Annotated in this window: 26 protein-coding genes; all 26 read right to left on the minus strand. The window is 47.2% G+C overall.

Annotated elements, in window-relative coordinates; genetic code table 11:
• Positions 1-14 precede the first annotated feature (14 nt).
• The 26 genes from HMPREF1647_RS02625 to HMPREF1647_RS02750 all read right to left on the minus strand — a co-directional run bounded on the left by HMPREF1647_RS02625 (position 15) and on the right by HMPREF1647_RS02750 (position 25,808).
• Positions 15-1,664 carry a CTP synthase gene (locus HMPREF1647_RS02625; protein WP_035431812.1) on the minus strand — a complete coding sequence of 550 codons (1,650 nt, stop codon included), beginning with the start codon at positions 1,662-1,664 and terminating at the stop codon, positions 15-17.
• Between the two features lie 134 nt (positions 1,665-1,798).
• Complete coding sequence (locus HMPREF1647_RS02630) at positions 1,799-3,430, minus strand: DNA repair protein RecN (protein WP_035431813.1); 1,632 nt, start codon at positions 3,428-3,430, stop codon at positions 1,799-1,801.
• An 11-nt stretch (positions 3,431-3,441) separates the two neighbouring features.
• A complete protein-coding gene (locus HMPREF1647_RS02635) occupies positions 3,442-4,299 on the minus strand; it encodes an NAD(+)/NADH kinase (RefSeq protein ID WP_035431814.1) in 858 nt (285 codons plus the stop codon).
• Between the two features lie 117 nt (positions 4,300-4,416).
• On the minus strand, positions 4,417-5,223 hold the full coding sequence (locus HMPREF1647_RS02640) for a TlyA family RNA methyltransferase (RefSeq protein WP_035431815.1): 807 nt from the start codon (positions 5,221-5,223) through the stop codon (positions 4,417-4,419).
• The gene (locus tag HMPREF1647_RS02645; RefSeq protein ID WP_035431816.1) at positions 5,223-5,570 is read right to left on the minus strand and encodes an exodeoxyribonuclease VII small subunit; all 348 of its coding nucleotides are present in this window, start codon (positions 5,568-5,570) and stop codon (positions 5,223-5,225) included. The genes HMPREF1647_RS02640 and HMPREF1647_RS02645 overlap by 1 nt, the downstream gene beginning before the upstream one ends.
• A 2-nt stretch (positions 5,571-5,572) precedes the next feature.
• Positions 5,573-6,076, minus strand: coding sequence for a transcription antitermination factor NusB (gene nusB, locus HMPREF1647_RS02650; RefSeq protein ID WP_035431817.1), 504 nt, complete (start codon positions 6,074-6,076; stop codon positions 5,573-5,575).
• A gap of 2 nt (positions 6,077-6,078) precedes the next feature.
• Positions 6,079-6,444 (minus strand): Asp23/Gls24 family envelope stress response protein, encoded by a 366-nt coding sequence (locus tag HMPREF1647_RS02655; RefSeq protein WP_035428027.1) that lies wholly within the window; start codon positions 6,442-6,444, stop codon positions 6,079-6,081.
• Positions 6,445-6,524: 80 nt separating this feature from the next.
• The gene (gene efp, locus HMPREF1647_RS02660) at positions 6,525-7,088 is read right to left on the minus strand and encodes an elongation factor P (RefSeq protein ID WP_012808557.1); all 564 of its coding nucleotides are present in this window, start codon (positions 7,086-7,088) and stop codon (positions 6,525-6,527) included.
• Between the two features lie 136 nt (positions 7,089-7,224).
• Positions 7,225-7,632, minus strand: coding sequence for a DUF956 family protein (locus HMPREF1647_RS02665; protein ID WP_035431818.1), 408 nt, complete (start codon positions 7,630-7,632; stop codon positions 7,225-7,227).
• Positions 7,633-7,719: 87 nt separating this feature from the next.
• Positions 7,720-8,637 carry a PTS system mannose/fructose/sorbose family transporter subunit IID gene (locus tag HMPREF1647_RS02670; protein ID WP_035431819.1) on the minus strand — a complete coding sequence of 306 codons (918 nt, stop codon included), beginning with the start codon at positions 8,635-8,637 and terminating at the stop codon, positions 7,720-7,722.
• A gap of 21 nt (positions 8,638-8,658) precedes the next feature.
• Entirely contained in the window at positions 8,659-9,474 is an 816-nt protein-coding gene (locus HMPREF1647_RS02675) for a PTS mannose/fructose/sorbose transporter subunit IIC (RefSeq protein ID WP_035428020.1), read from the minus strand.
• Between the two features lie 16 nt (positions 9,475-9,490).
• Positions 9,491-10,492, minus strand: coding sequence for a PTS sugar transporter subunit IIB (locus HMPREF1647_RS02680; RefSeq protein ID WP_035431820.1), 1,002 nt, complete (start codon positions 10,490-10,492; stop codon positions 9,491-9,493).
• A gap of 249 nt (positions 10,493-10,741) precedes the next feature.
• Entirely contained in the window at positions 10,742-11,866 is a 1,125-nt protein-coding gene (locus HMPREF1647_RS02685; RefSeq protein ID WP_035431822.1) for a M24 family metallopeptidase, read from the minus strand.
• 91 nt (positions 11,867-11,957) lie between these two features.
• Entirely contained in the window at positions 11,958-13,094 is a 1,137-nt protein-coding gene (locus HMPREF1647_RS02690) for a 3-dehydroquinate synthase (protein ID WP_035431824.1), read from the minus strand.
• On the minus strand, positions 13,091-13,639 hold the full coding sequence (locus tag HMPREF1647_RS02695) for a shikimate kinase (protein ID WP_035431826.1): 549 nt from the start codon (positions 13,637-13,639) through the stop codon (positions 13,091-13,093). Before HMPREF1647_RS02695 ends, HMPREF1647_RS02690 begins: the two co-directional genes overlap by 4 nt.
• 64 nt (positions 13,640-13,703) lie before the next feature.
• Positions 13,704-14,201 carry a YqeG family HAD IIIA-type phosphatase gene (locus HMPREF1647_RS02700; RefSeq protein WP_035431828.1) on the minus strand — a complete coding sequence of 166 codons (498 nt, stop codon included), beginning with the start codon at positions 14,199-14,201 and terminating at the stop codon, positions 13,704-13,706.
• A gap of 11 nt (positions 14,202-14,212) precedes the next feature.
• Positions 14,213-15,523: an endolytic transglycosylase MltG gene (gene mltG, locus HMPREF1647_RS02705; protein ID WP_035431830.1), complete on the minus strand. Its 1,311-nt coding sequence runs from the start codon at positions 15,521-15,523 to the stop codon at positions 14,213-14,215.
• Positions 15,524-15,946 carry a Holliday junction resolvase RuvX gene (gene ruvX, locus HMPREF1647_RS02710; RefSeq protein ID WP_035431832.1) on the minus strand — a complete coding sequence of 141 codons (423 nt, stop codon included), beginning with the start codon at positions 15,944-15,946 and terminating at the stop codon, positions 15,524-15,526. It lies immediately after the preceding gene.
• Positions 15,947-15,949: 3 nt separating this feature from the next.
• The gene (gene alaS, locus HMPREF1647_RS02715) at positions 15,950-18,595 is read right to left on the minus strand and encodes an alanine--tRNA ligase (RefSeq protein WP_035431834.1); all 2,646 of its coding nucleotides are present in this window, start codon (positions 18,593-18,595) and stop codon (positions 15,950-15,952) included.
• A 25-nt stretch (positions 18,596-18,620) separates the two neighbouring features.
• Complete coding sequence (locus HMPREF1647_RS02720; protein ID WP_035431836.1) at positions 18,621-20,003, minus strand: AI-2E family transporter; 1,383 nt, start codon at positions 20,001-20,003, stop codon at positions 18,621-18,623.
• Positions 20,003-20,857 carry a SigB/SigF/SigG family RNA polymerase sigma factor gene (locus tag HMPREF1647_RS02725; protein WP_035431837.1) on the minus strand — a complete coding sequence of 285 codons (855 nt, stop codon included), beginning with the start codon at positions 20,855-20,857 and terminating at the stop codon, positions 20,003-20,005. The genes HMPREF1647_RS02720 and HMPREF1647_RS02725 overlap by 1 nt, the downstream gene beginning before the upstream one ends.
• Positions 20,850-21,233, minus strand: coding sequence for a serine/threonine protein kinase (locus HMPREF1647_RS02730; protein WP_035431839.1), 384 nt, complete (start codon positions 21,231-21,233; stop codon positions 20,850-20,852). Before HMPREF1647_RS02730 ends, HMPREF1647_RS02725 begins: the two co-directional genes overlap by 8 nt.
• A gap of 6 nt (positions 21,234-21,239) precedes the next feature.
• Positions 21,240-21,851: a hypothetical protein gene (locus HMPREF1647_RS02735; protein WP_035431841.1), complete on the minus strand. Its 612-nt coding sequence runs from the start codon at positions 21,849-21,851 to the stop codon at positions 21,240-21,242.
• 91 nt (positions 21,852-21,942) lie between these two features.
• The gene (locus HMPREF1647_RS02740; protein ID WP_035431843.1) at positions 21,943-23,274 is read right to left on the minus strand and encodes a replication-associated recombination protein A; all 1,332 of its coding nucleotides are present in this window, start codon (positions 23,272-23,274) and stop codon (positions 21,943-21,945) included.
• 105 nt (positions 23,275-23,379) lie between these two features.
• On the minus strand, positions 23,380-24,621 hold the full coding sequence (locus HMPREF1647_RS02745) for a deoxyguanosinetriphosphate triphosphohydrolase family protein (protein ID WP_035431845.1): 1,242 nt from the start codon (positions 24,619-24,621) through the stop codon (positions 23,380-23,382).
• Positions 24,622-24,719: 98 nt separating this feature from the next.
• Positions 24,720-25,808, minus strand: a complete 1,089-nt coding sequence (locus HMPREF1647_RS02750; protein ID WP_035431847.1) for an SGNH/GDSL hydrolase family protein — start codon at positions 25,806-25,808, stop codon at positions 24,720-24,722.
• Positions 25,809-26,350: the final 542 nt, after the last annotated feature.

A 26,350-nucleotide genomic window follows, 5' to 3' on the forward strand; every position in this document is an offset into this window, starting at 1 on the left:
ATTAAAAATTCTGCTTAGAGAGCCTGATTTACATCATGACGGTCAACACCCTCATGATGAGCGATTGCGGCACGTGCAAACTCACGGAACAAAGGTGCAGGATGAGTTGGACGGCTCTTAAACTCTGGATGTGCCTGGCTTGCAACAAACCATGGGTGAACAGACTCTGGAAGCTCAATCATTTCTACAAGGCGATCGTCTGGAGAAACACCAGAAACTACCAGACCAGCTTCAACAAGTTGATTACGGAATACGTTGCTTACCTCATAGCGGTGACGATGACGCTCGTAAACCAAGTTGTTGCCATATGCCTCATGGGCAAGAGTTCCCTCAACAACCTTGCAAGGATAAGAACCAAGGCGCATGGTACCGCCCTTGTCAGTAATATCCTCCTGATCAGGCATAAGATCGATGACAGGGTATGGAGTATCTGGACCGAACTCTGCTGAATTTGCACCCTCCATGCCGCAGACGTCACGAGCAAACTCAGTAACAGCCATCTGCATACCAAGGCAAACACCAAGGTAAGGAATCTTGAGCTCACGAGCACGACGAATAGCAACCATCTTGCCCTCTACGCCGCGAAGACCAAAGCCGCCAGGAACCAAAATACCATCTGCACCAGCAAGCTCCTGCTCTACGTCTTCTTCTGTCAGCTCTTCACCATTTACCAGGCGGATGTCAACGTGTCTGCCGTAGAAAATACCAGAGTGGTGAAGTGCCTCAATAACAGAAAGGTAGGCATCAGGCAACTGCGTATACTTGCCGACAACATAAATTCTTGTTGCGTCTTCAAGCGCATTTGCCTTATGCATAGCGGAAGTAAATGCTTCCCAGCTGCCAAGATCACTTGGACGGACTTCAAGACCAAGGCGCTCAAGTACCTTCTTGTCAAATCCCTGTGCTGCCAGATGTGCTGGAACATCGTAAATTGAAGGCAGATCATTGTTCTCAAAAACGCAATCTGCATCGACGTCGCAGAAATTAGCGATTTTCTCGCGAATAGATTCATCCACGGAATGGCTAGAACGGCAGACGATAAAGTCTGGCTGAATACCAAGGGAGCGAAGCTCTTTTACGGAGTGCTGCGTAGGCTTAGTCTTAACCTCATGAGCTGCTGCAATATAAGGAACAAGACTTACGTGAATAATAGCCACGTTGCTTGCACCACGCTCTTTTCTAAACTGGCGAATTGCCTCAACAAAAGGCTGTGACTCAATATCGCCAATGGTGCCACCAAGCTCTGTAATGACTACATCTGCGTTAGTAACCTCTTCAATGCGGGCAAAACGAGCTTTAATTGCATCAGTTACATGAGGAATAACCTGGACTGTACCACCAAGGAAGTCTCCAGCGCGCTCACGCTGAATCAAAGACTGATAAATGAGGCCAGTGGTGAAGTTAGACTCCCTGGTAAGATTCTCGTCAATAAAGCGCTCATAATGACCAAGGTCAAGGTCAGTCTCTTTACCGTCCTCAGTGACAAAAACCTCACCATGCTGGAAAGGACTCATAGTGCCTGGGTCAACATTGAGATATGGGTCAGCCTTTTGCATCATGACCTTATAGCCACGAGCCTTAAGAAGTCGGCCGAGAGATGCAGCAGTGATTCCTTTTCCAAGAGAGGAAACAACGCCACCTGTTACAAATATGTGCTTGGTCATGGATTACTCCCGTAGGTAAGATTAGCCAATTACATTTCTACGGGTCTTTATATTATTCCGCTTTAAGGCCCATAGTGCCGAGAAATTTAATCTCCAAACAAATACATTGTTATGTCCATATAGTTCTGAAAAATCTAGCGGACTTCTGACAGCAGCTCATGCGCGTGAGCCAAAGAAGCCTCAGTTATAGAGCCTGAAAGCATGCGTGCAATCTCTTCTTCTCTTTGAGTACCAGAAACCTCTGTAAGAGAAGTTACAGGGAGCGCGTTATGTTCTTCTGTCTTTGAGACTACATACTGTTTAGAGGCCATAACAGCAACCTGTGGCAAGTGAGTTACCACAATCACCTGATGTGTTTTAGCAAGCTGCGCTAAAACCTCTGCAAGAGCAACGGCAGTAGCTCCACCAACGCCAGCGTCAACCTCATCAAATACGAGCGTATCGCAGACGTCAGACTCTCCCAGAACCACTTTACATGCGAGCATGACACGAGAAACCTCACCACCAGAGGCAATCTTTCTAAGCGGACGAGCAGTCATCTGAGCTGAAGGCTTATACATAAGCTCAATCTTTGTAGAGCCAACTTTATTCCACTGCTCAAAAGGAAGATCTTCAAAGTTCAATTCAATCTGAGCTGAACCCATCTGCAGATGACTCATTTGCTTAGTAACAGCATCACAAAGTTTTGGAGCTGCAGCAACACGAACCTTTTTAAGTGCCTGAGCCTTTACGGTAAGAGTTTCTTTTGCTTTATCTACTTCTGCCTGTGCCTCACGGACAAGCTTTTCTGTGTCTCTTGTAACCTCAAGAAGATTTTGAGCTGCCTGGTATTTTTTAAATACATCTTTCATACCAGGGCCATACGTTCTCATAAGACCCTGAAGACGAGCCATACGACTTTGCATCTCTTCAAGTGCTTCTTCATCAAAATCGAGAGATCCAACATAGCTTCTGAGCTCTGAAGAAACATCCTCAATCTCTATAAGTGCACTTGAAAGAGACTCTGCATAGTTACCTAGCGTAGCATCAAACGTTGCAGCACTTTGAAGCATCTGAACTGCATCAGAGAGAGAATCAATAACGCCCTCATCTCCTGAGAGCAACTCATGTGTTCCTCCTGCAGCTTGAAGAAGAGCCTCTGCGTGCTCAAACCGAGGAAGTTGCTCTTCTAAGTCTTCTAGCTCCCCTTCTTTAGGAGAGACCTCATCAATTCTTTGAACAAGAAATGCCGCTTCATCAATCTTTGCATTGCTAGACTGGCTTACTTCAATAACTCGTTGAAGTTCAGCGATTGCAGCATGGTAAGCATGAAGAGCGTCTACATACTCTGTCTGACAAGATTGAATATCTGATCCAATCCATGCATCCAACATGCTGACATGATTTTTTACGTCAAGTAGTCTTTGATGCTCATGCTGACCACAAAGATCAATTGATGTTCCAATACCTCCGGCCAGTTCTTTAACTGATGCCATGTGGCCATCAATCTCTACTCTGCCTCTGCCATCAGCAGAGACTTTTCTAGAGACTACAATGCCCTCTTGATCTTCTGGCGAGGTAAAAAAGCGTGCCTCAACCCTAAGAGCGTCTGTTCCTTCTCTTACTGCAGAAGCATCAGCGCGCTCTCCTACTAAAAGCTTAATGGAAGATAAAAGAGCGGTTTTACCAGCACCTGTCTCTCCTGTTAAAACAGTTAAACCTGAGGCGGGTGCAAGAGAAGCATCTTCAATAAGTGCGACATTTTGCACACGAAGTTCATCAAGCATATGCGACCTGCTTACTGACCAGTTTTACCGTAAAATACTCGAGAAACTGAACGATAGAAACTATCAGCGCTTCTATCAAGCAGAATGATATCTCCTGGTCCACGGCTAATACGAGCTTTGGTAGCCACACCCTCTTCTGGATGCTTAATGTTTTGTCCATCAGAGAAGAAGTGACATGTTGCTGGTCTATCTTTTGACATGGTAATTTCAACCACATCAGAAGGAGAGGTAAGGAATGCACGAGCCAAAATAGTATGTGGTGCGATTGGCACACAAACCATTCCCGAGAACTCTGGCGTAACAATAGGGCCACCAGCAGCAAGAGCATAGCCGGTGGATCCAGTTGCCGTACTAACAACAAAACCATCACCGCGAAGCTTATCAATATGGTTGCCTGATACAGAAACCGTAAACTCAACCATATCGCCTGCTCCACCTCTGGAAACTGCAAAATCATTGAGCGAGAAGGTCTTCTCGACGTAAGTTTCTCCAGATGGAAGCTCATACTCTGTTTCTATTGCAAGTGTTGCTCTTCTAGATACATGGAGCTCTCCAGCAAGAGCATCAGCTACCATCTCAATCATTTGATGAGGAGTTGCGCTGGTTAAAAAGCCAAGGTGACCATAAGAGATGCCCAAAATTGGAATTTCTGAATACTCAACAATTTTGGCGGCCCTCAGAAGCGTTCCGTCTCCACCAAGAGAAATAACAAGCTGGCAATCAGAACAATCTACAACTTTATCCGGGAACAGCTTTTTATCGTGTGCCCATTGAACATCACAGCCCTGCTCAAAGAGCCATTCTTCAAGTTCACGTGCACCAGAAACAGCAACTTCTCTTGAATAATTTGGAACAAGAAGCACCTTCACGCAAACCACTCTCCCGATTTTGCTTGATTGCACAACTGAAACAGTTAAAGCGTCTGATTCGATGTACTTAGTATACCTAAAAAACTACAAACAATACTACAAAATAGAACATTCGTTCTATTTCACTATTTCTACAGAATGACTCGATACCACTGAAACAAGATCCAAATCATGCGAACCTGCCTCAAGCTGTCCAAACAGTAAATATTCCACGTTGCCCTTAGCACCGTGAATAGGACTTTCACACGCGCCCAAAGGACCCATCCGAGCTTCCTTAAACGCATCGGAAACCTTTTGCAGCGTTTGCAGACGCACGGAGGCATCAGTCACAATACCGCCCTCACCCACTTCTTCCCTCTTAGCTTCAAACTGCGGTTTGACCAGCGTAACAAAGGCTCCTTCAGGAGCTAGAACATCTAAAACAGAAGGAAGAATTGACAAGATTGACGTAAACGATACGTCACACACAGCAACATCAAAAACGTGCGAGTAGCCCATTTCTGGCAGGGACGTAATATTTGTACGTTCGATCAGTTCAACCCTGCTGTCGTTTCTGAGCGACCAATCAAACTGCGCATAGCCAACATCAACCGAGGTAACCGAAGCAGCTCCATGTTGAAGCAGACAATCGGTAAAACCACCAGTTGAACAGCCAATATCTAAACATTTTTTCTGTTGAACCGTAAAATCAAAAACTTCAAAGGCACGCTCGAGCTTAAGTCCGCCTCGGCTCACGTATGGAATAGCACCTTTTACGTGCAGAAACAATCCCTCAGGAACAAGCTCTCCTGCTGAAGTTAATCTTCTGTCACGCGTAGAAACATCACCCGCAAGAATTGCACGTAATGCAGCTTGAGTGTCCTTGAAAAATCCTTGCCTAACCAGCTCTTTATCGAGCCTTTGGCGAGAAATGCGTTGAGCCACTAGTGCTCATCGCTTTCTGAAACCGCGTCATCAGACGACGTTTCATCTGCAGCTGAAGCCTCAACCTGCTCAGAAGAAGCCTGCTCACCAGTGGTAGCTGCTGCGCCAGTTGCGTAAGCTGCATCCCCTGCTGCCTGAGCCTGAACCAGACGCTCTTCCTCTTCCGGCGTAAACTCTGTGGTGTCAACCATGTTGACAGCCTTTGAACCTAGAGCAATTGCCTCATCAAAGAGGTCAAGGGAATGTTCCAGCGAGACGTTCTTATCGCGAACTTGATCAACAATCGAATCAAGCCTTGCGGTTATCTGGTCAAAACTCTGATATTCAGACGTATCGATTTTTGCCATGGCTACTCTGCATCTTCCACAGAGCTTACTGGCTCTTCTTCAGAATTGTCCTGCTCAGCAGACTGCTTATGGCACAGAGAATAAATATCTTCTCCAGCCTCAACATCGTCAACAATACGGCCGAGAACACCATTAATAAAACGAGGAGAATCGTCACCACAGTAGGCGCGAGCAAGGTCAACTACCTCGTTAATAGCAACAGCAACGTCAACCTCTGGAACCTCCAGAATCTCGTAGAGAGAAATTCTTAGAAGATTGCGGTCAACAGAAGGCATGCGATCTATTGCCCAATCCTTTGAGTAAGCAGCAATGATGTCGTCAAGATCATCTCTGATGCCATCTGCTCCTACTGCCAGTGACTGTGCATACTCGTCAAGAGGTCCCTCGGAGAGCGTGTAGTCTCCGTCGAGGACCTCAAGAACGCTGCGATTAGTGGCTTCAGCCTGGAACAAAAGCTGTAGTGCTTGGCTACGGGCGCGGGTACGTCCAAAAAACTTAACGCTCAAGCCTACTCCTTAGGAAAAACAAGGCTGTCAATGTAAACATCAACGGAAGCAATGCTGACGCCAATCTGCTCGTTTACGGCAGTTGCAACAGCAAGTCTTACCTCAGAAGCAAGCTTTGTGAAAGGATAGCCATAGAAAACGGTAAGGTGAACTCCAAGATGAAGCTGACCGTTCTCTACGCCTGCCTCAACAGCCTTCTCTGGTGCAAGACTTCTGCTGGTAAAGACGTTAATAAGGTTGGATGCCAGGGTATCGTTTCCGCCAACGGAGGCAACACCTTCAACACTTCCAGCTGCGCCGGAGACAACCGTTGAAATTACATCTTTTGAGATGCCGATGCCTGCTATACGAAGCTCTGTTTCAGCCATGTCTACCCCCTAAAAAGACAAACTGTCTTTGCAATAATTACTTAATACTGTTGGGCGCTTATGTGCCCAAAGAAAATGCATTAAACGCGAGAAACAAACTTGCCGTCGCGGGTGTCAACCTTAATGCGCTCACCCTGGTTCAGATACATTGGAACCTGAAGCGTTGCACCAGTCTCAATAGTTGCTGGCTTAGTACCACCCTGAACAGTGTCACCCTTAAAGCCTGGGTCGGTCTCAGTGATCTCTGCCTCAATGAACATTGGAGGCTCAACGCCAAGAAGCTCAGTGTCTGCGTAGAGAAGCTGTGCGTTATCGTTCTCCTTGAACCAGACGCTCTTCTCGCCAATGAAATCAGCAGGAACGGCTACCTGATCGTAAGTCTCATTGTCCATGAAGTAGAAGGACTCACCGTCGTTGTAGAGGTACTGCATCTCTTTGGTGAGCAGAAGAACGTTCTCAAACTTGGTGCCAGCGTTGCAGGTCTGATCAATAACGCGGCCAGAACGAAGGTCACGAATCTTATAGCGGACAAAAGCGCCGCCCTTACCTGGCTTTACATGCTGGAACTCAACGATGGTGTAGTACTTATCGTTAATCTTAAGGCCAAGGCCGTTCTTAAAATCTGCGGTGCTGATAGTTGCCACGTCTAACTCTTTTCACTCGATAAAGTCGCGAGAAGAACGTGAATTTTCAAACTACCCGCGACACGTATATGCATGTTGGATTTTATCAGTTTCACGCCTTCCGTGCTGGCGGCTCTTGTGAAAATGCAAAATTTGCTTACTTCTTTTTAATAAAACTCTCTTTAATAAGGCGAGGAAGCTGTGGAATTGCCATAAGTCCGTGCTTAAAGACAAACCAGAAGTTTGGAGAACGCACGAGTTTCTCCTCCCCTATATAGGCGCGAATTGCCCTCAGTGTTGCCTTGTTGTCTCGCGTAGAAAACGAATAATTACCATTGCTTTTAGTAAAAATGGCAAAGCGAGAAATGCTTTTGGTGCGTCCCATAACTGAGGCAGCCACATGATCTATCTGATCCCAGGGAATCTGAATGTAATCTTCGGGATTTTTTTGGTTGTAGAACTCAAAGGCCTTGTTGCCAATAAGGATATCGCCATACGTAGCTAGCCCGTGGAATGACGTTGCCTTTGCGGTGAAGTCAACCGTACTGTTTTGAGACTGAGCCATACAATCCTTTCAAAAAATGGGTCGCACCCATTATAGAGCGCGACCCATATTCGTGCGACTTTAAGTACTAGAGCGTACGCTTACTCATTACATAAAGCCAAGGAGTCGACCAATAATACCAACGGCAAAGAGAGCCAGGATGATAGCAATTGGAGAGACCTTCTTCTTAAGCAGTGAGCAGCAGAGCAGTGTCAGACCAACAGCTGCCAGTCCAGGAACAAGGGAATCAAGGTTGGACTGAAGTGTGGTTACCTTCACTGGATCAAGACCATTTGGTCCAAGAACAGAGTAAAGCTTCAAAGCCTGATACATTCCGTCTACTCCTGAAGGAATGCTTGTCCAGTCAATGTAAGCACCTGCCTGCTGAGGAATGGTAGAAACAACTGGGGTAAATGAAATTGAAACCCAACGCTGTACCAAGGCGCCAATGATAAACATACCAAGAATAGAAGCGCCCTCAGTAATCTTGCCCAGCATGCCGCCAGAAAGATCGGAAGAAATTGAAGCGCCTGCCTTGTAACCAAACTCCTGGGTGTACCACAGGAAGATAAGGCGGATAACGTTCCACAGAACAAAGAAGAGAATGGGGCCAAGTGCAGAGCCACCAAGAGCAATAGATGCGCCAAGTGCTCCAAGAATTGGACGGACGGTAAACCAGAAGACTGGGTCACCAACACCGGCCAGAGGGCCCATCATGCCTACCTTGACGCCCTGAATTGCAACGTCGTCAATAGGCTCACCGTTAGCACGTCCCTCTTCCAGTGCAAGGGTAACACCCATGACTGGTGCAGAAACATAAGGATGAGTGTTGTAGAACTCAAGGTGACGCTTAAGAGCTGCTACCTGATCCTCTTTGTTTGGATAAAGCTTTTTGATGGCTGGAATCATTGAGAATGCCCAACCACCATTCTGCATACGCTCGTAGTTCCAAGAACCCTGAAGGAACTGGTGACGAAGAGCAACAGACATACGGTCTTTCTTAGAAAGCTGAATCTTATTCTCCATTGTTATCACACTCCTTCAGAATTAGTAGTTATCAATGATGTCGCCGAGCGGATCACCAGATCCACCGCCTGAGCCGCCGCCCTGTTTAGCAAGGTCTTTAAGACCAATGTAGAGAATAGCAAGGCAAACGCCAATAACACCAAGAGCAATAAGGGTGAGCTGGTTAATAGCTGCAAAGACAAAGCCAAGTGCAAAGAATGGCCAAACCTCACGAGTAGCCATCATGTTGATAACCATTGCATAACCAACAGCAGCAACCATGCCGCCACCAACTGCCATACCGCCAGTGAGCCACTTAGGCATTGCGTTCAGAGCGTCAGTGACAATAGCTGGGTCAATGAAGCAAAGAGCAGCTGCAGGAACAGCAATACGTGCGCCCTGCATAAAGATGGCCACAATGTGCCAACGCTCGATTGCAGCAAAATCGCCCTTCTCGGCAGCTGCATCCATTGCATGGACAATACCAGTTGCGATGGTACGAGCAATCATGGTGAGGAACAGGCCTGCTACGGACAGAGGAATTGCAAGTGCAATAGAGGTGTTAATAGCAGCGGTGGTGTCAGTGTCTCCACCGTTAAGTGCCAAAACCATGATGATTGCAGATGCAACAGATGCCAAAGCTGCGTCTGGTGCAACTGCAGCTCCGATGTTTGCCCAACCAAGAGCAATCATCTGAAGAGAACCGCCGAGGATAATTCCCTCAGCAGGGTGACCAGTCACAAGGCCAATTAGTGAGCAAGCAACCAGGGGCTGGTGGAACTCCCACTGGTCAAGAATACCTTCCATGCCAGCGAGAAGAGCAACAATTACGACAAGCAGTATTGTGATAGGTGTCATTTCTACCTCCTTCTAGTTACTTACGGGCGCCAAGCTCGGACTTAGCTTTTTTAAGCATTGCCTCAAAGTTCTCTGCGCTGTCTGCAGGAACCTTACGAACATCAAACTTTGTACCGCACTCGCGGATGGCCTCAAGGGTCTTTACGTCGTCCTCATCCATAGCAACTGCGTTGGTAACAACAACTTTGCCAACAGAGTGAGCCATAGAACCAAGGTTTGCTTCCTTGATTTCTACGCCACCCTCAATTGCGCGAAGCATATCTTGAGGAGTCTCAAACAGAAGCATTGCCTTGGTATTACCAAAACGAGTGTCGTGAGCAATCTCAATAATCTTCTTAATAGGGACAACGTGAACATGTACTCCTGGAGGAGCTGCCTGAATAATCATGGTCTTGCGGAGCTCATCTTGAGCAACACCGTCAGAGCAGACAATAATGCGATCTGGCTTGGTCATCTTTGTCCACGTAGTTGCAACCTGACCATGCAGAAGACGGGTATCAATACGAGCAAGAACAATCTTAAGCTTGCCATCACCAATAACAGTACCCGCAGGAATTGCACCCTGAGGTGCTGCTGGAGCAGCAGGAACATCAGTAGGTGTTGCCTCTTGTGGCTCAAGCTCTTCTGGCTTAATCTTTACGCCCATACGAGCTTCAGAGTAAATCTCTTTTGCTACCTCAGCCGCAGTATCTACGCCAAGACGAGAGCCATAAGCTGCAATAAGCATTGGGAGGTTAAGGCCAGTAACAGCAACCCAATCCTCTTTACCCTCTTCCTCAAGAACGCGAGAAATCTGGTTAAAGGGGGTGCCACCCCATAGGTCAACCAAGAACAAGACATGCTCTTGATCTTCAAGCGTGGCAATTGCGTCGAGAATCTTCTGATGCAGGTCATCTGGGCCCATATCAGGAGTAAGCGTTACAGCTACAACGCCTTCCTGTGGTCCAAAAATCATGCCGCCAGAATCTTTGATGCCCTCGGCAAATTTGCCATGGCTGGCTAGAACGATACTAACCACTTCTACCTCCTTCTTTTCTACCTAATAAAACAAATGAAACTGTAAACATAACAATGAAAATAACATTTACTTTTCTGATTTTATTACATATATCTGAAGCGTGTCTTCACTAACCTAACTCTTTTTAGATTTTTTAGGTTTTATAAGCCAATTTTAGGGCGAGAAGACCTTCTCGCCCTAAAGGTGAACAAAAAATGCGGCCAGAAACCTAAAGCTTCTGACCGCAAAAATTCTGTATATCGTAGCTCGTTAGCAGCCAACGGACACAAGATCGTGCGTGGACTGAGTAAAGACGTCATAGCCGTCCTCAGTAACAACACCAAAGTCCTCAAGGCGGATACCAAACTTGCCAGGCAGGTAAATGCCAGGCTCATCAGTAACAACAGAACCTGCTGCAATAACCTTGTTCCAGCGAGGGTTGAAGAATGGACGCTCGTGAATCTCAACGCCAACACCGTGGCCAAGGCCATGGCCAAAGTACTCACCATAGCCAGCCTCAGAGATAACCTTAACTGCAAGGTTATGAATATCAGAACCAGTGACACCTGCATGAATAGCTGCCGCGCAAGTTTCGTTTGCCTTGCGGACAACGTCAAAGACGTGCTGCTGCTCCTCGGAAGGTGCGCCAACAACAACAGTACGGGTCATATCTGAGTGGTAATCCAGGTAACCTGCACCGTAGTCCATAACAATCATGTCGCCTGTCTGAACTACGCGCTCACCTGGCTGTGCATGAGGATTAGCACCATTAGGACCAGAAGCAATGATGGAATCAAAGGACAGGGCATCTGCACCGTTAGAGAGCATGTAGTTCTCAAGCTCTGCGCGAATCTGCTGCTCAGTAAGACCTGGCTTAATGTACTTGCAGATGTGGAGGAACGCCTTGTCAGTAATTGACTGAGCGTGCTTCATAAGCTCAATTTCAGCTGGGTCTTTAACAATACGCAGCTCAGCAATATCACCATGCATGCGTGGAAGCAAAGCAGCAACAGAACGATCGCGCAATGCCTGCTCAAGGCCATCAAAGAACGCAAGATCAACGGTGTCCTCAATAGCAACTACGCGAGCACGAGCCTCAGCAATATGAGCGGCAACCCACTCGGTAGGAGTAGCGACTTCCTGGTCAAACTTCCATGGAGAATCAGCACCAAGGCGCTCCAGGAATGTGTTGTAGTAACGAGAGTCAGTGTGCATGAAGAGCCCATCCTGCGTAATAAATGCAGTATGTGCCTGCTCAAAGTCAAAGACACGCTCAGCGTCAGTCAACCAACGAAGGTCTGGGTTGTGACGTAGAACAACAGCGTCGTAACCCCTCTGAGCCATTACCTCGCGAAAGCGCGCAACGCGCTTTGCTGCTGCCTGTAAATCTGCCATTTCAAATCCCTTCTCGAGATGTTTACAACAAAGAGTTGCACCTAGTGGAGCCGCATCAGCAAACAGGCTCCTTACTGCAAGATGCGGCGCTTTAATGCGAAGCGTGAGCCTCACACCAAGCGCGGGCATGCTCGGCGAGAAGTTCCTCGTCGACCGATGCTAATCTTACCCTTCCAATAGACATTGGAATCGGCAACATAAAACGATTAGTAGAATGGAAACATTCTTGTTTGAGCGCTTCGATAAGCTGCTCAGAAGTAATGTCACAGGTAACAAAACCAATATTCAAGCGCTCAAGAATCTCGTCTTGGGCAAGCATATCGTCAAAAGAAAGCGCCTCTTTAGCTACTGCAATTCTTGCCGAGAAACGCAGTGCGTCTGCATAAAGTGCAGAAAGAGGCTGATCAGCTGGGATGAGCGGGCGAAGTGCCTCCACAAAAACCCAACCGTAAGGGACAGACTGCTGAATAGCAATAGCGGAAGAATCAGAGAGACGGCCACGGGTCTTAGTAGACTCTGCCAGCTGCTCTGCAACTATATCGGCAACTCCAGAGGAGAGGTTATCTGCTCTATCCCAAATGCGTCCAAACTCCGCCTCGTTATCAGACATAGCCGTTGCAACCATACATACCTGGGCAACCTTAGCGCTGTCATCGCAAAGATCCATAACCTCAAGATCTGCAAAGCAGAAACGAGCACAAGGCTTAGTGGTAACAAGACGCTGATGCTCAGCGTCAGTATCAAGCGCGCGAGGAGTAATGGACGAGACAATAACAGCTGCTAGATCAAGCGGAACAGTAGCAAGGGAGACTCCCCCACACCACTTGTTTGCCACGTGGTTAGCAAGAGAAATGACGCCCTCGTGGCCCACGGCAACTACTAAATCATCAGCTGTCAGGTGCATTTCTGCCAAAGCAGACAATACCTGTGCCTCAGTTGCCACGGTAGTTGCTGCCTTGCCATCTTCTACATCTACACGTGTGACGAGAAAACCGATGGTGGTGAGGTCTCTACGCAGCAGCTCAGCAAGGTCTTCGTCTGCCTGATTGCTGACAAGAAAAGCACAGCGATGAGGTCTTCCCACTGCGGTTCTGAGCTCAGTACCAAAGTTTGAAAGAACGCCTGCACCAGAACGAAGTGCAATAGAGCCACCAGGAATAGAAACCCACTGTTTAATCTGAACAGGTGGCAATTCCTCTTCAAGCTCAGCCTGGACATTGTCACTCATAGAAGACCTCTTTCCCAAAGCAGCTTGCCAGAATCAATGGCTACCTGCTCAAACGTTTTCTCACGAATATCAATAGTAATATCAGCAGCGGCCTCATAACGCGGGCGCAGGCGTCTATAGAGCTGAGTAGCGTTTTCAAAGCTTCCCAGATCGGGACGCCTATCCGTGCGCTGAATTTGGCGAAGCGAGTCAGAAAGATCGCCGTCGAGAAACACAATGACTCCCATCTCACGCATAAGCGCAAGATTGACGTCCTTCTCGACAATTCCACCGCCGCAGCTTACGAGCAGTGACTTCTTAGACTTAAGCGTGTGTAAAACCTCAGTTTCTGCCTGCCTAAAAAGCTCTTCACCGTCATCTTCGTAGATTTCTGCCAGTGATTTACCTGCTATACGCTCTGCTAGGCGATCGGTGTCAACATAACGACGGTGAAACAGCTCGCCCAAATTACGTGCGAGTGTGGACTTTCCGGCACCCAGAAAGCCTACAAAAAAGATATGATCACAGCCCTCATGTACAACGTATCTTGAATCGCGAAGCTCCATACTCCTCCAGCCTTTCAAGATGATTCTATCATCGAGTTGGAGCAAGTAAACTAAAGCCGTCTTGTTATGACGTAAAAGTTACATTTTTTAAAATGCGGCGCTCGACGTGACGAATGATATTGGTGTACCAAAGATCCTCATTGGACTGCGGCTTTACCAAAATAGTTGAAACACCAGCCAAATTACCTGCAATAACATCGGTAAAAATCTGGTCTCCCACCATCACGGTTTGCTCTTTAGTTGCCGAGAAACGCTTCATAGCAGCAGTTAGCACGCGAGGAAGCGGCTTACACGCAAAGCCTTCTCCTTCAATTCCCAGCTCGTGAGCGCTACGCTGGACCTCATTGAGGTGAATGTTATTGGAGATGAGACAGAGCGTTAATCCAGCCGCATGAGCCTTCTCAAACCAAGCAGAAACCTCTGGCGGCACCATCTTGGTGTCTCGGGGCACACAGGTATTATCGCGATCTAAGAGCACAAGTTTAATCCCCTGCTGAACCAAATCCTCTATTGAGATATGCTCAACAGCAGAAACGTATTGTGTTGCTTTAATCAAGCTCATGCCCACACCAACTATTGCTTGCTTGCGGCTTCACGCTCACGTGCGTTTTCAATAGCCTGCTGATGCTCGTCATAGGTCTCAGAGAAGACGTGCTCATCGGAGGTAATCCAGAAGTAGTAATAATTGGTTGCTGCTGGATCCATAGCCGCCTTAATGGAGGCATAGCCTGGAGAGCAAATAGGCGTAGGAGTCAAACCCTTAAACGCGTACGTGTTATAGGGGTCGCTTGTCATCGAGCTGAGCTCTTCTGCGGTAGCTTCCCTACCCAGGGAATAAGCAAGAGTTGCGTCACTCTGCAGGTACATATCATCGTACAGGCGGTTGTAGAAGACAGATGCAACCTTAGGACGGTCATCATCAGTCAGGGCTTCTCGCTCAATAATCGATGCCATGATAATGATTTGCTCGTTAGTAAGATTCAAGTTGTAACGCTTATTGAGCGTAATACGAGCGGCATCCAGGTTAAGATTAGCTGTCTCTGTCTCAAACTGATCAAGCATGGCACGGATGACCGTATCGGCAGTCACATTGCTTTCTGTAAAGGTATAGGTCTTGGGGAACAAGTAGCCCTCAAGAGAATCATTAGCATCTACCGCACCTGCAAGGAACGGATAGTCGGCAACATAATTGGATGCTTTTGCCTGATTCAAGAAATCATCACGAGAAATGCCAAAGTAGTTCTGAACCAAATCTGCAACCTGAGAAACGGTATAGCCTTCTGGTACAACAAAGCCACTACCAGGAGCATTAGGACCAGAAACAAGCAGATTTACAATGTCAGCTGGTTTGGCGCCAGTGGTAATAACATAGATACCGCTCTTAATTTTCTGCTCAGCATCCTGGCGCTTTACCTGGTTTAAGAACTCACTCTTAGTGGCAATAATCTTGTTCTCAAAAAGAATCTTTGCCACTTCCTGCGCACCAGCACCATCTGGAATAGTAACGGTAACTTGCTGACCAGCGGTAATTTCTTGCGTGTCGGAATTAGCACGAGAAAGCTCTGGAAGCGCCACTTTCCATACAAAGATGCCAAGGGCCGCAACCATGATAAAAGCAATAAGTGCCGCAAAAATACGAGAACGCTTTGAAGCCTTCTTATCTCTATGCTTTACCTGCTTGTTCTTTGCCATATGAGTGACTTGAGCGCTTCTTGAAGAAAGCTTGCCACCAGTAAGTGCAGGCAGCGATCCTGTAGCCTCAACTGAAGGCTGCGTGATCTGTTCCTGCTGAGTCTGCTCTTCCTGAGCCTGTCCTTCTGGTACAGGAGAAGAAAAATGTGCGCCTTGACGACGCGGAGAAGAACCATTGGATAGGGTGGGCATTTAGTCTCCCTTATTCATCTGTGCATCAAGCCATGATTGCAAAAAGAGCGAAGCAGCAACCATGTCAACTTTTCCACGCATGGCTTTCTCAGATAAACCTTGCGCTCGAAGAATCTTCTTCGCTTCCGCAGAAGAAAGTCTTTCGTCAGTAAATTCTAATGGAAGTTGGCAGTTCTTCGCAATTTGCTCAGCTTGAGCGGTAATTTTTTGGGCCTGTGGTCCATCTTCGCCGGCGAGCGTTTTAGGACGACCGCACAAAAGTAGCTCTGGCTCCCAATCTTCAAGCACAGCTTTAAACGTACGCGCATGTGAGAGCACCTCTTGCGCAGGAAGCACACAAACAGGTGACGCAATAGCACCATCGGGGTCACTTACAGCAACCCCGATGCGCACTTCACCAATATCTAGAGCTAAAACACGCAAACGTTACGCACCAAGCTTTGCTCTTGCAGCCTCAAGCGCTGCGTCAATTCCTGCAGCATTTGAGCCGCCTGCCTGCGCCATTGCTGGCTTACCGCCACCACGGCCACCAACAAGCTCTGCAATCTCTTTGACAATATCTCCTGCCGAGAAGCCCGCTGCAACTGCAGAATCAGTGGCACCTGCAAGCAGGGAAACCTTACCGCCAGCGGTTGCGGATGCAATGACGCAAGCAACAGGCTGGCCGTCAGATGCATCACGGATGCCATCCCAAGCAGAGCGGAGCTCTTTGCCAGAAAGGCCCTCAAGCTTAGCAATTACACAGCTATAGCCATTAAGCTGAACAGCAGACTTAAGTGCTTCTGCTACCTGGTTGCTGCCTGCTCCGGTAAGAGCGGCCTCAAGCTTATGGTTTGCAGTGCGAAGATCTTGCTGCAGCTGCTCAACGCGGTCTGCAACAGCAGAAGGACGAACCTTCAGAGCTGCGGCAACCTCATCAAGCTGAGCCAGACGCTCATCAACGTACTCGATAGCGCCCATAGAAGTTACCGCCTCAATACGCCTTGAGTTAGAACCAACGGAGCTCTCAGAAATAATCTTAAAGAGGCCAAGGTCTGCTGTGTTACGTGCGTGAGTACCACCGCAGAGCTCACGAGAGAATGGAGTGTCTTCTGCACCAGCAGAGACAACGCGTACGACATCACCGTACTTCTCGCCAAAGAGTGCAACAGCACCAGCGGCCTTTGCATCCTCAATGCTCATAATCTGAGTAACAACAGGCTTAGCAGCAAAGATTTCTGCGTTTACCATGCCCTCAATGCGATCAAGCTCATCTTTAGTAAGAGCCTCAAAGTGCGTAAAGTCGAAGCGCATACGATCTGGAGCAACAAGAGAACCAGCCTGGTTAACGTGGTCGCCCAAAACCTTCTTAAGTGCAGCGTCAAGCAGGTGAGTTGCCGTGTGGTTGCGGCGGATAAGTTCACGACGACCAGCGTCGATAGTTGCGGTGACAGAGTCACCAACAGAGATGGTGCCCTCCTCTACCACGCCAACGTGGGACTCAAGACCGCCGTCACGGTGCTTGGTATCAGTGACGTGAACGTAGAGACCAGGAGCTGTCAGCTTGCCGGTATCACCAACCTGGCCGCCCATCTCTGCATAGAAAGGCGTGCGGTCAAGTACAACCTCAACCTCAGAGCCAGCAGAAGCGGACTCAACCTCCTGTCCATCCTGAACAAGAGCAACAACACGAACTCCGGAGAGCTCGTTGTTGTCGTAGCCGTCAAAGACGGTCTCATCAAGGCGGTCAGAAAGTGCAACCCAAATGCTCTGAGCATTGCCCCAGGCATCGCGGTTAGCAGACTTACGAGCGCGCTCACGCTGCTCAGTCATTGCAGCATCAAAGGCGTCCATGTCAACAACGTGACCTGCATTTGCAGCAATCTCACGAGTAAGATCAATAGGGAATCCGTAGGTATCGTGCAGAAGGAAGGCAACCTCACCAGAAAGCTGTGCGCCATCCTCAAGCTGCTCAAGCTCTGCAGTAAGTTTAGACTCGCCTGCGTCAAGCGTAGCGCCAAAGCGCTCCTCTTCTGCAGTCAGAATGCCATCGATAAGAGCGCTCTTCTCGACAAGCTCTGGGTATTCTGCGCCAAGCAGAACGGCAACCTCATGTGCGTACTCTGCCATGAAGGTGCCCTGAATGCCCAGTAAGCGGCCGTGGTAGACAGCGCGACGGAGCAGGCGGCGAAGAATGTAGCTTCTACCCTCATTACCAGGGAGAATGCCGTCACCAATCATAAAGGTAACTGCACGAGAGTGGTCTGCAAGGATACGCAGGCTGCGGTCAATCTCATCAGTTGAGTGATACTTCTTACCAGAGAGTTTCTCGCCCAAAGAGATGAGGGTACGCATGATGTCACCCTCGTAGTTGGTGCCTTCATGCTGCATGATAGCTGCGATACGCTCAAGGCCCATGCCGGTATCGATGTTGCGATGAGGAAGCTCAGGCAGAGAACCATCTTCCTGGCGATCAAACTGAGTAAAGACGAGGTTCCAGAACTCAAGGTAACGGTCGCCATCGTCTCCAGGAGCCTCTCCCTCAAACTCAGGACCCTGGTCAAAGTAAATCTCAGAGCAAGGACCACAAGGACCAGTTGGACCAGCTGCCCAGAAGTTGTCCTCCTCGCCCAGACGGGTGATGTGATCTTCTGCTACGCCAAGAGACTTCCAAATCTCAATTGCCTCATCGTCGTCAGTAAAAACAGTAAAGTACAGGCGGTCAAGAGGCAGGCCAAGGTGCTCTGGAGAAGAAATAAACTCCATTGCCCAGGTGCATGCATCGCGCTTGGTGTAACCACCAAAGGAGAAGTTACCCAGCATCTCGAAGAATGAGAGATGGCGAGAGTCGCCAATGTTGTCAATATCGTTAGTACGAAGGCACTTCTGGCAGGAAGTTGCGCCAATCTCCTTCATAGTCTTGATGCCCTGGTAATACTCCTTGAACTGGTTCATGCCAGCATTAGCAAGAAGCAGCGAAGGATCAGAAGGCACCAGAGATGAAGAAGGATAGCGCTTGCAACCCTTGCTCTCAAAGAAGCTTAGGAAGTTCTCGCGAATCTCTGCTGTTGTCATTGTTTTATAGTCAGCCATAAAGTACTTCTCCGTATTCAAATAACTACTCTTTTGTACTGTCTGAGTCTACCGCATCTGACGATGGTTTATCTGGTTCCTTAGTAACTTCTTGAGTATTCCTAAAAAGTAACTGAGAAAAATCATGTCCAAGAATCTTGGGTGCGGGAGCTGAAGACTTGCTGCGCACATGAGCCGTAGTGTCTTGATCAACAAGACGCGACTCCTCAAAGAACTTTGGGTCATCGAGGGCATCATACTCTGGCAGAATAGCGCCAGACTCATCCACATACTGCGTCGAGTTAAAAAGCGCGCCATTTGGCGAGACAATCTGTCTGCCCGAATACTTCTCAAAGAAGTACACAAAGATGCCCCTCAGTGCTGCTGTCAAAGGTATGGCAAGAATAGTTCCAACTACTCCGCCAAGAGCGCTGCCAATGACAATACCAACGAGCGAAAGACCCGGGTGAACTTTAACGCTAGTTGCCATAACCAAAGGTGAAAGCACGTTATCAACAACGTTTTGTGCAACCATCAAGATAACGATAGTCCATACGGTCATGACAGGGTCTACCAAGATGCTCAAAATAAGAGCAATACCTGCCGAGAAAACCGGTCCAACTACAGGAATAATATGGAAGATTCCTGTAACCATGCCAATAAGAGCGGCATAAGGGTTGCCTAAAATCAGACACCCAAAGTACACAAGAATGCCATTAACCGCAGAGGTAATGATAGTGCCTCGCATATATCCACTGGTAGATCTACTTAAGATTGCAAGAATAAGTCTGAACTCATTCTCTTTTTGAGGACCAGCAATAATAGCCATCTCACGGACAATAACTGGATAATCTTTGGCAAGCCAATAGGCAAGAACCAGACCTAAGAAAAAGACCATGAGTTGGTTTGCCATAGAAGAGATGTTGCCTAAAGCAGATGTGGAAAGCCAACTCAAAATACCAGAAGCAACTGATATTCCAATACTTGATGCCTGTTCAATTGCAAGTTCTACCGTCTGTCTAACAGCAGGGTTACTTTGAGTATCAAAGTTCTGCCAAAACTCCCTTGCCATTGCTCCTATCTGACTTGCATACGAAGGAGCGTTTTTGAGCAGCGTAGTAAGCTCAAATACCAATGGCTGCGCAATCAAAATCAAAAATCCTACCAGCACAATGAGCGTAAGAACAAGCGCGATAAGAGCGGAAATGCCACGAGGCACTCCCTTGTCTTCAAGCCAATTGGTAACAGGGCTACAGACAAACGCAACAATTGCGCCAATGGCGAGCAGCTCAACAGCCTGTCCCAGGATGCCAAGAACATACAGTGCAAGTGCAAACAATGCAGCCAGACCAATGACTGTCCACACCATTAAGCCACGTTGTTTCCATTTTTGAGCTGAATCGGAGAAGTTTTGATGCTTTTGATCCATTAACGGTTCACGCTTTCTGGGTCAATCTTTTCTTGGATACGCTTTAAGGTGCGACGAAGCAGCCTTGAAACCTGTACCTGAGAGATATTAAGTTTCTCCGCAATCTCTACCTGAGTAAGACCTTCAACAAAACGCATACGAATAATCTCTTGCTCTCGTGGCGAGAAATCCCTGATAGCTTCTTCAAGAACAATGCGGTCGTCTGAACCAGCAAGATCTTCATCCTCGGTCACATACTGATCAATGATTGAAGGAGTCTCGTCGCCATCAGCACCAGAGCCCCCTCCCTCAAGAGGAACAGAGCTATAAGCGCTAGAAGACTCCATAGCCTCAAGAACTTCTTCAACGTTAGTATCAAGGCGCTGGGCGATCTCTTCAATTGAAGGGCTTCTTTGCAGCTCTTTAGTCAAATCATCAGTGACTTGATTAATCTTGGAAGAAAGCTCCTGCAAACGGCGAGGAACACGTACTGACCAGCCTTTATCGCGGAAGTGACGCTTGATTTCTCCCATGATGGTTGGCGTTGCATATGTTGTAAATTCAAGACCACGATCAGGCTCAAACCTATCAATTGCCTTGATAAGTCCAATGGTTCCCACCTGAATCAAATCATCAAGGGGTTCTCCACGGTTTTTAAACTTGGAGGCCAAAAAGCGCACGAGGTTTAAGTGACTCACAATAAGCTGGTCTCTTACCTCAGGGTCTTTTGTTTCTTTATATTGGGCAAAGAGCTTTCGTGTTCTATCTTTATCCCAGGCCGGGGTACCTTTAGAAGCACGACGAGCAGCTCTTCTTGCGGCTTTCTGCTCTTCTGCAGATGCCTGTACTGCCTCGTTAGCTTCAGGTTTAGGCATGTGCACCGCCAGAAATTTTTACAAGATGAAGCGTATAACCGTCATCGCTAAGCGCAAACTCATCACAAATAGCGGAGAGCAATAGCTCTACAAGTTCTAGTGGCTGAGAATTATCTGTCTCAGACTCAACTGGATCCTCATCACCCAAGTAAAAATCAATAGCCATAGTATTGTCTTCGAGGGTAAACGTAATATCTACAGAGTCTTTTTGAGTGCCGCAAGCAAAGACAAAGCCCTCTTCTGCGGCCATTTTGACATCTTCAAGCTCATCAACGTTCATCTTGCACAAAACAGCAAGATTAGCAGCCATCATTCTGACTGAACGAGCAAATGTTGGATCTGCTGGAGCGGAAAGCTCAACAATTTTTTGTGCCATTACAATCTACTCCTCAGTCTTCTGAGAAGACTCAGAACCGTACTCAATATAGAACTGCTCAGTGCGAGCTGGTTTAGAATGCTTTGTCTTGTCCTGAGAAAGTAAAGGAAGCTCCTCAAGATACTCCTGAGCGCGCTGCGCACTCTGCTGTGCGGAAGCAGTCGCACCGCTCAGGCGAGCCTGAGCTACCTCAGCAAGCTTAGAGGGATTCAAAGATCCGCCAAGACCAGTTCCCAGCTTTGAAACAGACTCAACAACGCCTGTCACCGCATCGCTTGCAGCCTTACTGACTGTTGCAGTTACTGCAGAAGCTGCACCAGAAACGGTTGCCACATCACCAAGAACTACGTTGAGGCTCTCAAGAGAGGTATTAGCGTTCTCTGCAGCCTCATCAACCTTCTGCATGAGTGCAGGTAGCTGCTTAATGGTTGGATCAAGCTCATCAACCATGCCATCAATCTTTGAAATAACAGGCTGAATCTGCTCAATGGTATTGTTAGCCGAGAGTGTAATCTCAGTAATTGACTTTCTTGTTGTTCTTAGGGTCAGAGCAACCTCGACAATAGCCCAAACACCAACTACGGCTAAGACTACAAGGGCAATCTGTAGGTAATCCATCTATGCCATCCCTCAAAGCTAACGGTTACAGTTCTTTTTATTTTACCCGAGGAGCGCCTTCTTGATGCTCCCACTTGAGTAATTCAAAATCCTAGACTTCCTCGTGACGATCACGCTCTGTAGCTGCAATTCTCCACGCTTCCCAACCTCTTGGAGATGGCGAGAAGAACGCACCACGTTCAAGTCCTTCTGGAAGATAACGCTGTTCAATCCACCCGCCAGGATAGTTATGCGGGTAGAAGTAGTTGCCGTACTCCTCAGAACCAGGGCGCGTACGATCCCTTAAATAACTTGGAACTTCTCGCCTTGGACCTGTTCTTACCTCATGAAGGGCAGCATCAATACCTGCTTCTGCAGCATTAGACTTTGGAGCTAGTGCCATATAAATAACCGCTTGCGCAAGGTTAATTCTGCACTCGGGATATCCAATGACCTCAGCTGACCTAAATGCTGCATGTGCAATGAGTAGCGCCTGAGGATCGGCATTGCCAATATCTTCTGAGGCCAAAATCATAATGCGTCGAGCAATAAATTTAGGGTCTTCACCTGCATCAATCATGCGAGCAAGCCAATAGAGTGCGGCATCTGGGTCTGAACCTCGCATAGACTTAATAAACGCAGAGATAATGTCATAGTGCATATCTCCTGCTTTATCGTAGGGAAGCCCGCGACGAGGATTTGCCTCAAGAACGTTTTGCTTGGTAATAACAAGCGGCTCAGATGCTTTGCCGTCAGCAGATTCTGGAACGTCAACCATCTGAGAAGCAAGCTCAAGAGAAGTTAGGGCTGCGCGGCCATCTCCGCCTGCAAGCGTCACAATCTCTTTACGAGCATCTTCTTCCAGGACAAATGCGCCTGCTAGGCCATCCTCTGATTCAAGTGCTCGCTGAATGAGCTCATCGATTGCTGCATCTGACAATGCATGCAGTTCCACTACACGAGAGCGAGAAATCAGAGCACTGTTAACCTCAAAGTAGGGGTTTTCTGTAGTAGCCCCAATAAGTACAACTATTCTGTCTTCTACTGCGTGAAGCAAGGCATCTTGCTGAGAGCGCGTAAAACGATGAATTTCATCAATAAACAGAATAGTTCTTCTACCTGCAGTTAAAAGCCTTGATTCTGCGGCCTCAATCTCTCTGCGAAGATCTTTAACGGTGCCTGTAATTGCAGATACTTCTACAAATTCTGCGTGCGTTGTATGAGCAATAATGCGCGCAAGCGTAGTCTTTCCAGTGCCAGCTGGACCATACAGCAAAACGGACGAGAGTGTATCGTGCTCAATTGCCTTGCGCAGCCAGGAGCCTTGGCCAACCGCATCTTCCTGACCCACGTATCCATCAAGCGTGGTAGGACGCATGCGGGCAGCAAGTGGTGCATTAGCTTTTTTAGCGGCACGTTCCATGCCAGAAAATAAAGTATCCATGCAGATATTTTACCCCGTCTCAAACATAAAAGCTTGGCGAGAAGCCCGCTCAGCACAAATGCTCTTTACGTGCCCGTTTGCCACACCGTGACTGAGTGGTAAACCTTACGCACGTACCCCTTCTGCAAAGTAGCTCCTCTTTGGAAAGAGCTCCTGAGCTTCTGGGAAAAGTGCTTCACAGGTAGCCACAAAGTAGTCATCGGTCATTGCGGAAATAAAATCAACAACAGTACGATGCACGTCACTCTTCCACTCATACGTATGGCCGTACCTAGAAAGGTGCCTGCTTACTGGCTCAATATGATGCTTAAAGATTGCAAGGCTCTGATCACCAGATTTAAGCGAGGACAACTCGTATTCGTACAACTTCTCAAACAGGTGCTTAATGTCTTCAGAGAAATCACCATTGGCTTCTGATGCACCATAAATCTTCTGGTAATTCTCGCGCTTTGCTCGTTTCATCTCTTTAAACGCCTCTTCTGAGAGAGAAATCTGAGGCTTACCAAAGCTATTCTGAACAATGTCTGCAACAAAAGCAGAGGTAGCCCATGCGTTATAGGCGCCACCAAGGCCATCATCAAACGTTTCTTCTGTTGCAGCGCCAGCACGAAGCGCATCCTGTCTGTCTTTTCCAACATACGCAATAATGTCCGAGATGCGCATAACGCACCCTTCGAGCGTCATAGGACGCAGGTGAGCAATAGCCTGAGGACCTCTCTCCCAACAATCTTCTACAACCTTGTCAAACTCATCAAAAGTTGAAAGATCACTCATTTGAAGTATCTGCTGCTCAAACTCGCCGTTGTGACAAATTACTCCATCAAGCGTCTGTAAAGAGAGATTTCTTGCATAGAGGCCATCAAGCACACGTACGCTCTGTACGTTGTGGAAAAACCAACGTCCCGTTTGCTCGTGATAAATATCATTGAGGAAATACTCCCCTGCATGACCAAAAGGAGTATGGCCCACGTCATGACCAAGAGCAATTGCCTCAATCAAATCAAGGTTAAGGCCAAGTGCACGTCCAATATCTTTAGCAACTCTACAAACAAGCTGCTCATGAAGGCCACGGCGCGTAATATCATCATGCGCACGGAACGAGAAGACCTGTGTTTTGCCGTTTAGCCTGTTATACGCAGGGGTATGCATGATTTTCTCGACATCTCGCATGAAAGCGGGACGCAAAAGCGATGCCTGATCATGGGTGGAATTTCGGCGAATGATGTCTTCATTTTTGCACGCGTAAGGGCTTAAGGTGCCCTTAGCAATTTGCTCAGCTACAAGGGCTTGAGTTTCTTCTGTCAGTTGCCCGATCAAATGAGGTGCAAAAGGATTAGTGATGTTCATGTGTATCCTCTCTAGATGTTTTTCACCTCTAGTGTAGAAGTTTCACCGGACAAAAACTCGTGTTGAATTTTGAGAGAGCTTCTAGGGAGGCTTGACGTCTAAAAAAGACTATCCTGAGGTGGTTGTTTTAAGGCCTCAAACAGGTTTTTTGCCAAAAGTGCAGCTCCCTTAGAATTTGGATGCACATCATCGGCAAAATATTTTTTCTCCTGAGGTAACAGTTTTTCTCCAGAAATACACTGCAAACCAAACTTACCGGCAACCTCTTCAATAATTTGAGGAATCTCGACGAAACAAGAATAAGGGTGCGTGGGATACGCATCCTCAAAATAAGGGGTGGGCGTCAGAACCACCACACGAGTATCCGCATACATCTGAGAGATCTGCCAGAGCGAATTTTGAACATCGTATGTTACTTGCGATTTTGCGCATTTCTCGTATCGATAATTTGCTCCAAGCGCAACAACCACTAAAGAGGCATCCTCAATAAACGTATACGAGCCAGGCTGATAAACTTGTCCACCAATTCCCTGGTTAACCACCTCAAGCTTCATGCGCTTAGCAAGACAGTGCGGCCAAGTTTTATCTGGGCGCTCCACAACAAAACCCTGCGCAATAGAATCGCCAAACACCACCAGCTTTTTCTTAGGCTCATCGGGCGAGAAAAACGTGCCATTGCCACGGAGATTTTTAACGGAAGCGCTCTGCAAACAAGGCAAGTAAACACTCACGTGATGCGTGTCATTAAAACCTGGAAGCCTAGCAAGGTCATCCTGAGAGATTTCTGTTTCTAGATGAATAGAAAGTGTCTGTTCACCTGCATCATCCAACGAGAAGTTCTTGTAAGGTTTACCGTTAACTGTCACAAATACAGAACTGAGCTTTCTAAAATACGTGGCTTTAAGTAGCTGTAAAACAGACGAGGATCCCTTAGGAACTTCATCAATTATTAGATCAAGTACCACTTCTGAGCTGTCTGTGGTAAAAGCAACTTGAATATCTGAAGTGCACGCTGCCATCTGTTTAAAAAGACCGGGATGCCAAGAAGAACAAGAGCCAATAACTCTAAACTGATTGGAAGAGATGCGCAGCGGATGAACCCATCCGTGAGCAAGCTTTTCTGACCATGGTGCACCAAGTAAAAACTTAGATGCTGGCGAACTAATACTCCACTCCCCAACTTCCATACGCACCTCCAATCACAAGTTAAATTACTATAGTTATATATTACGAGGTTATCAGACAGTATTACAATCTTTAGTAACAAATAAACTGCTCTTGTTGTCCATAGGGAGGCAACAGATATGTTTGGCGAGAAGATATTTAATTTTTCAGAACCGATTTCTAGAAAAACAGTTCGTATTGTAATATTGGTCAGTTTTCTGGCTTATCAGGGAATGCGGCTACTGTGGAAACAGGGACTTATTCCACCATTACTATTTTTTCTAGTATTAATTCTGACAGAGGTTATCGATTTTTATATCTTTTTTAAAAGCGGTATCAAAAAAGGGGTAAGAATTTTGTTCTTAGTTTTCCTCATACTTGCGCTTATATTCGAGATAAGCCACATCATTTATTTTCTTTAACCAGTGAATAAAACCCTCTTCTGTGAACTGCCTCCCATTTCTTAGATACGAGAAATAGGAAGCAGTTCAAAACACACCTAAGTCAGATAATCTGTTAAAAAGACGTATACATGACGCTGAAAATACCTTAATCATGCAGAATA

Origin of the sequence: Lancefieldella parvula DNF00906 (genome assembly GCF_000758945.1) — a bacterium.
GTDB classification, from domain to species: domain Bacteria; phylum Actinomycetota; class Coriobacteriia; order Coriobacteriales; family Atopobiaceae; genus Lancefieldella; species Lancefieldella parvula_C.

Coding starts and splice junctions, on each gene's coding strand:
- HMPREF1647_RS02625 (WP_035431812.1), bottom strand. CDS start 1,664: ATGACCAAGCACATATTTGTAACAGGTGGCGTTGTTTCCTCTCTTGGA.
- HMPREF1647_RS02630 (WP_035431813.1), bottom strand. CDS start 3,430: ATGCTTGATGAACTTCGTGTGCAAAATGTCGCACTTATTGAAGATGCT.
- HMPREF1647_RS02645 (WP_035431816.1), bottom strand. CDS start 5,570: ATGGCAAAAATCGATACGTCTGAATATCAGAGTTTTGACCAGATAACC.
- HMPREF1647_RS02655 (WP_035428027.1), bottom strand. CDS start 6,444: ATGGCTGAAACAGAGCTTCGTATAGCAGGCATCGGCATCTCAAAAGAT.
- HMPREF1647_RS02665 (WP_035431818.1), bottom strand. CDS start 7,632: ATGGCTCAGTCTCAAAACAGTACGGTTGACTTCACCGCAAAGGCAACG.
- HMPREF1647_RS02670 (WP_035431819.1), bottom strand. CDS start 8,637: ATGGAGAATAAGATTCAGCTTTCTAAGAAAGACCGTATGTCTGTTGCT.
- HMPREF1647_RS02675 (WP_035428020.1), bottom strand. CDS start 9,474: ATGACACCTATCACAATACTGCTTGTCGTAATTGTTGCTCTTCTCGCT.
- HMPREF1647_RS02685 (WP_035431822.1), bottom strand. CDS start 11,866: ATGGCAGATTTACAGGCAGCAGCAAAGCGCGTTGCGCGCTTTCGCGAG.
- HMPREF1647_RS02690 (WP_035431824.1), bottom strand. CDS start 13,094: ATGAGTGACAATGTCCAGGCTGAGCTTGAAGAGGAATTGCCACCTGTT.
- HMPREF1647_RS02695 (WP_035431826.1), bottom strand. CDS start 13,639: ATGGAGCTTCGCGATTCAAGATACGTTGTACATGAGGGCTGTGATCAT.
- HMPREF1647_RS02700 (WP_035431828.1), bottom strand. CDS start 14,201: ATGAGCTTGATTAAAGCAACACAATACGTTTCTGCTGTTGAGCATATC.
- mltG (WP_035431830.1), bottom strand. CDS start 15,523: ATGCCCACCCTATCCAATGGTTCTTCTCCGCGTCGTCAAGGCGCACAT.
- alaS (WP_035431834.1), bottom strand. CDS start 18,595: ATGGCTGACTATAAAACAATGACAACAGCAGAGATTCGCGAGAACTTC.
- HMPREF1647_RS02720 (WP_035431836.1), bottom strand. CDS start 20,003: ATGGATCAAAAGCATCAAAACTTCTCCGATTCAGCTCAAAAATGGAAA.
- HMPREF1647_RS02725 (WP_035431837.1), bottom strand. CDS start 20,857: ATGCCTAAACCTGAAGCTAACGAGGCAGTACAGGCATCTGCAGAAGAG.
- HMPREF1647_RS02730 (WP_035431839.1), bottom strand. CDS start 21,233: ATGGCACAAAAAATTGTTGAGCTTTCCGCTCCAGCAGATCCAACATTT.
- HMPREF1647_RS02735 (WP_035431841.1), bottom strand. CDS start 21,851: ATGGATTACCTACAGATTGCCCTTGTAGTCTTAGCCGTAGTTGGTGTT.
- HMPREF1647_RS02740 (WP_035431843.1), bottom strand. CDS start 23,274: ATGGATACTTTATTTTCTGGCATGGAACGTGCCGCTAAAAAAGCTAAT.
- HMPREF1647_RS02745 (WP_035431845.1), bottom strand. CDS start 24,621: ATGAACATCACTAATCCTTTTGCACCTCATTTGATCGGGCAACTGACA.
- HMPREF1647_RS02750 (WP_035431847.1), bottom strand. CDS start 25,808: ATGGAAGTTGGGGAGTGGAGTATTAGTTCGCCAGCATCTAAGTTTTTA.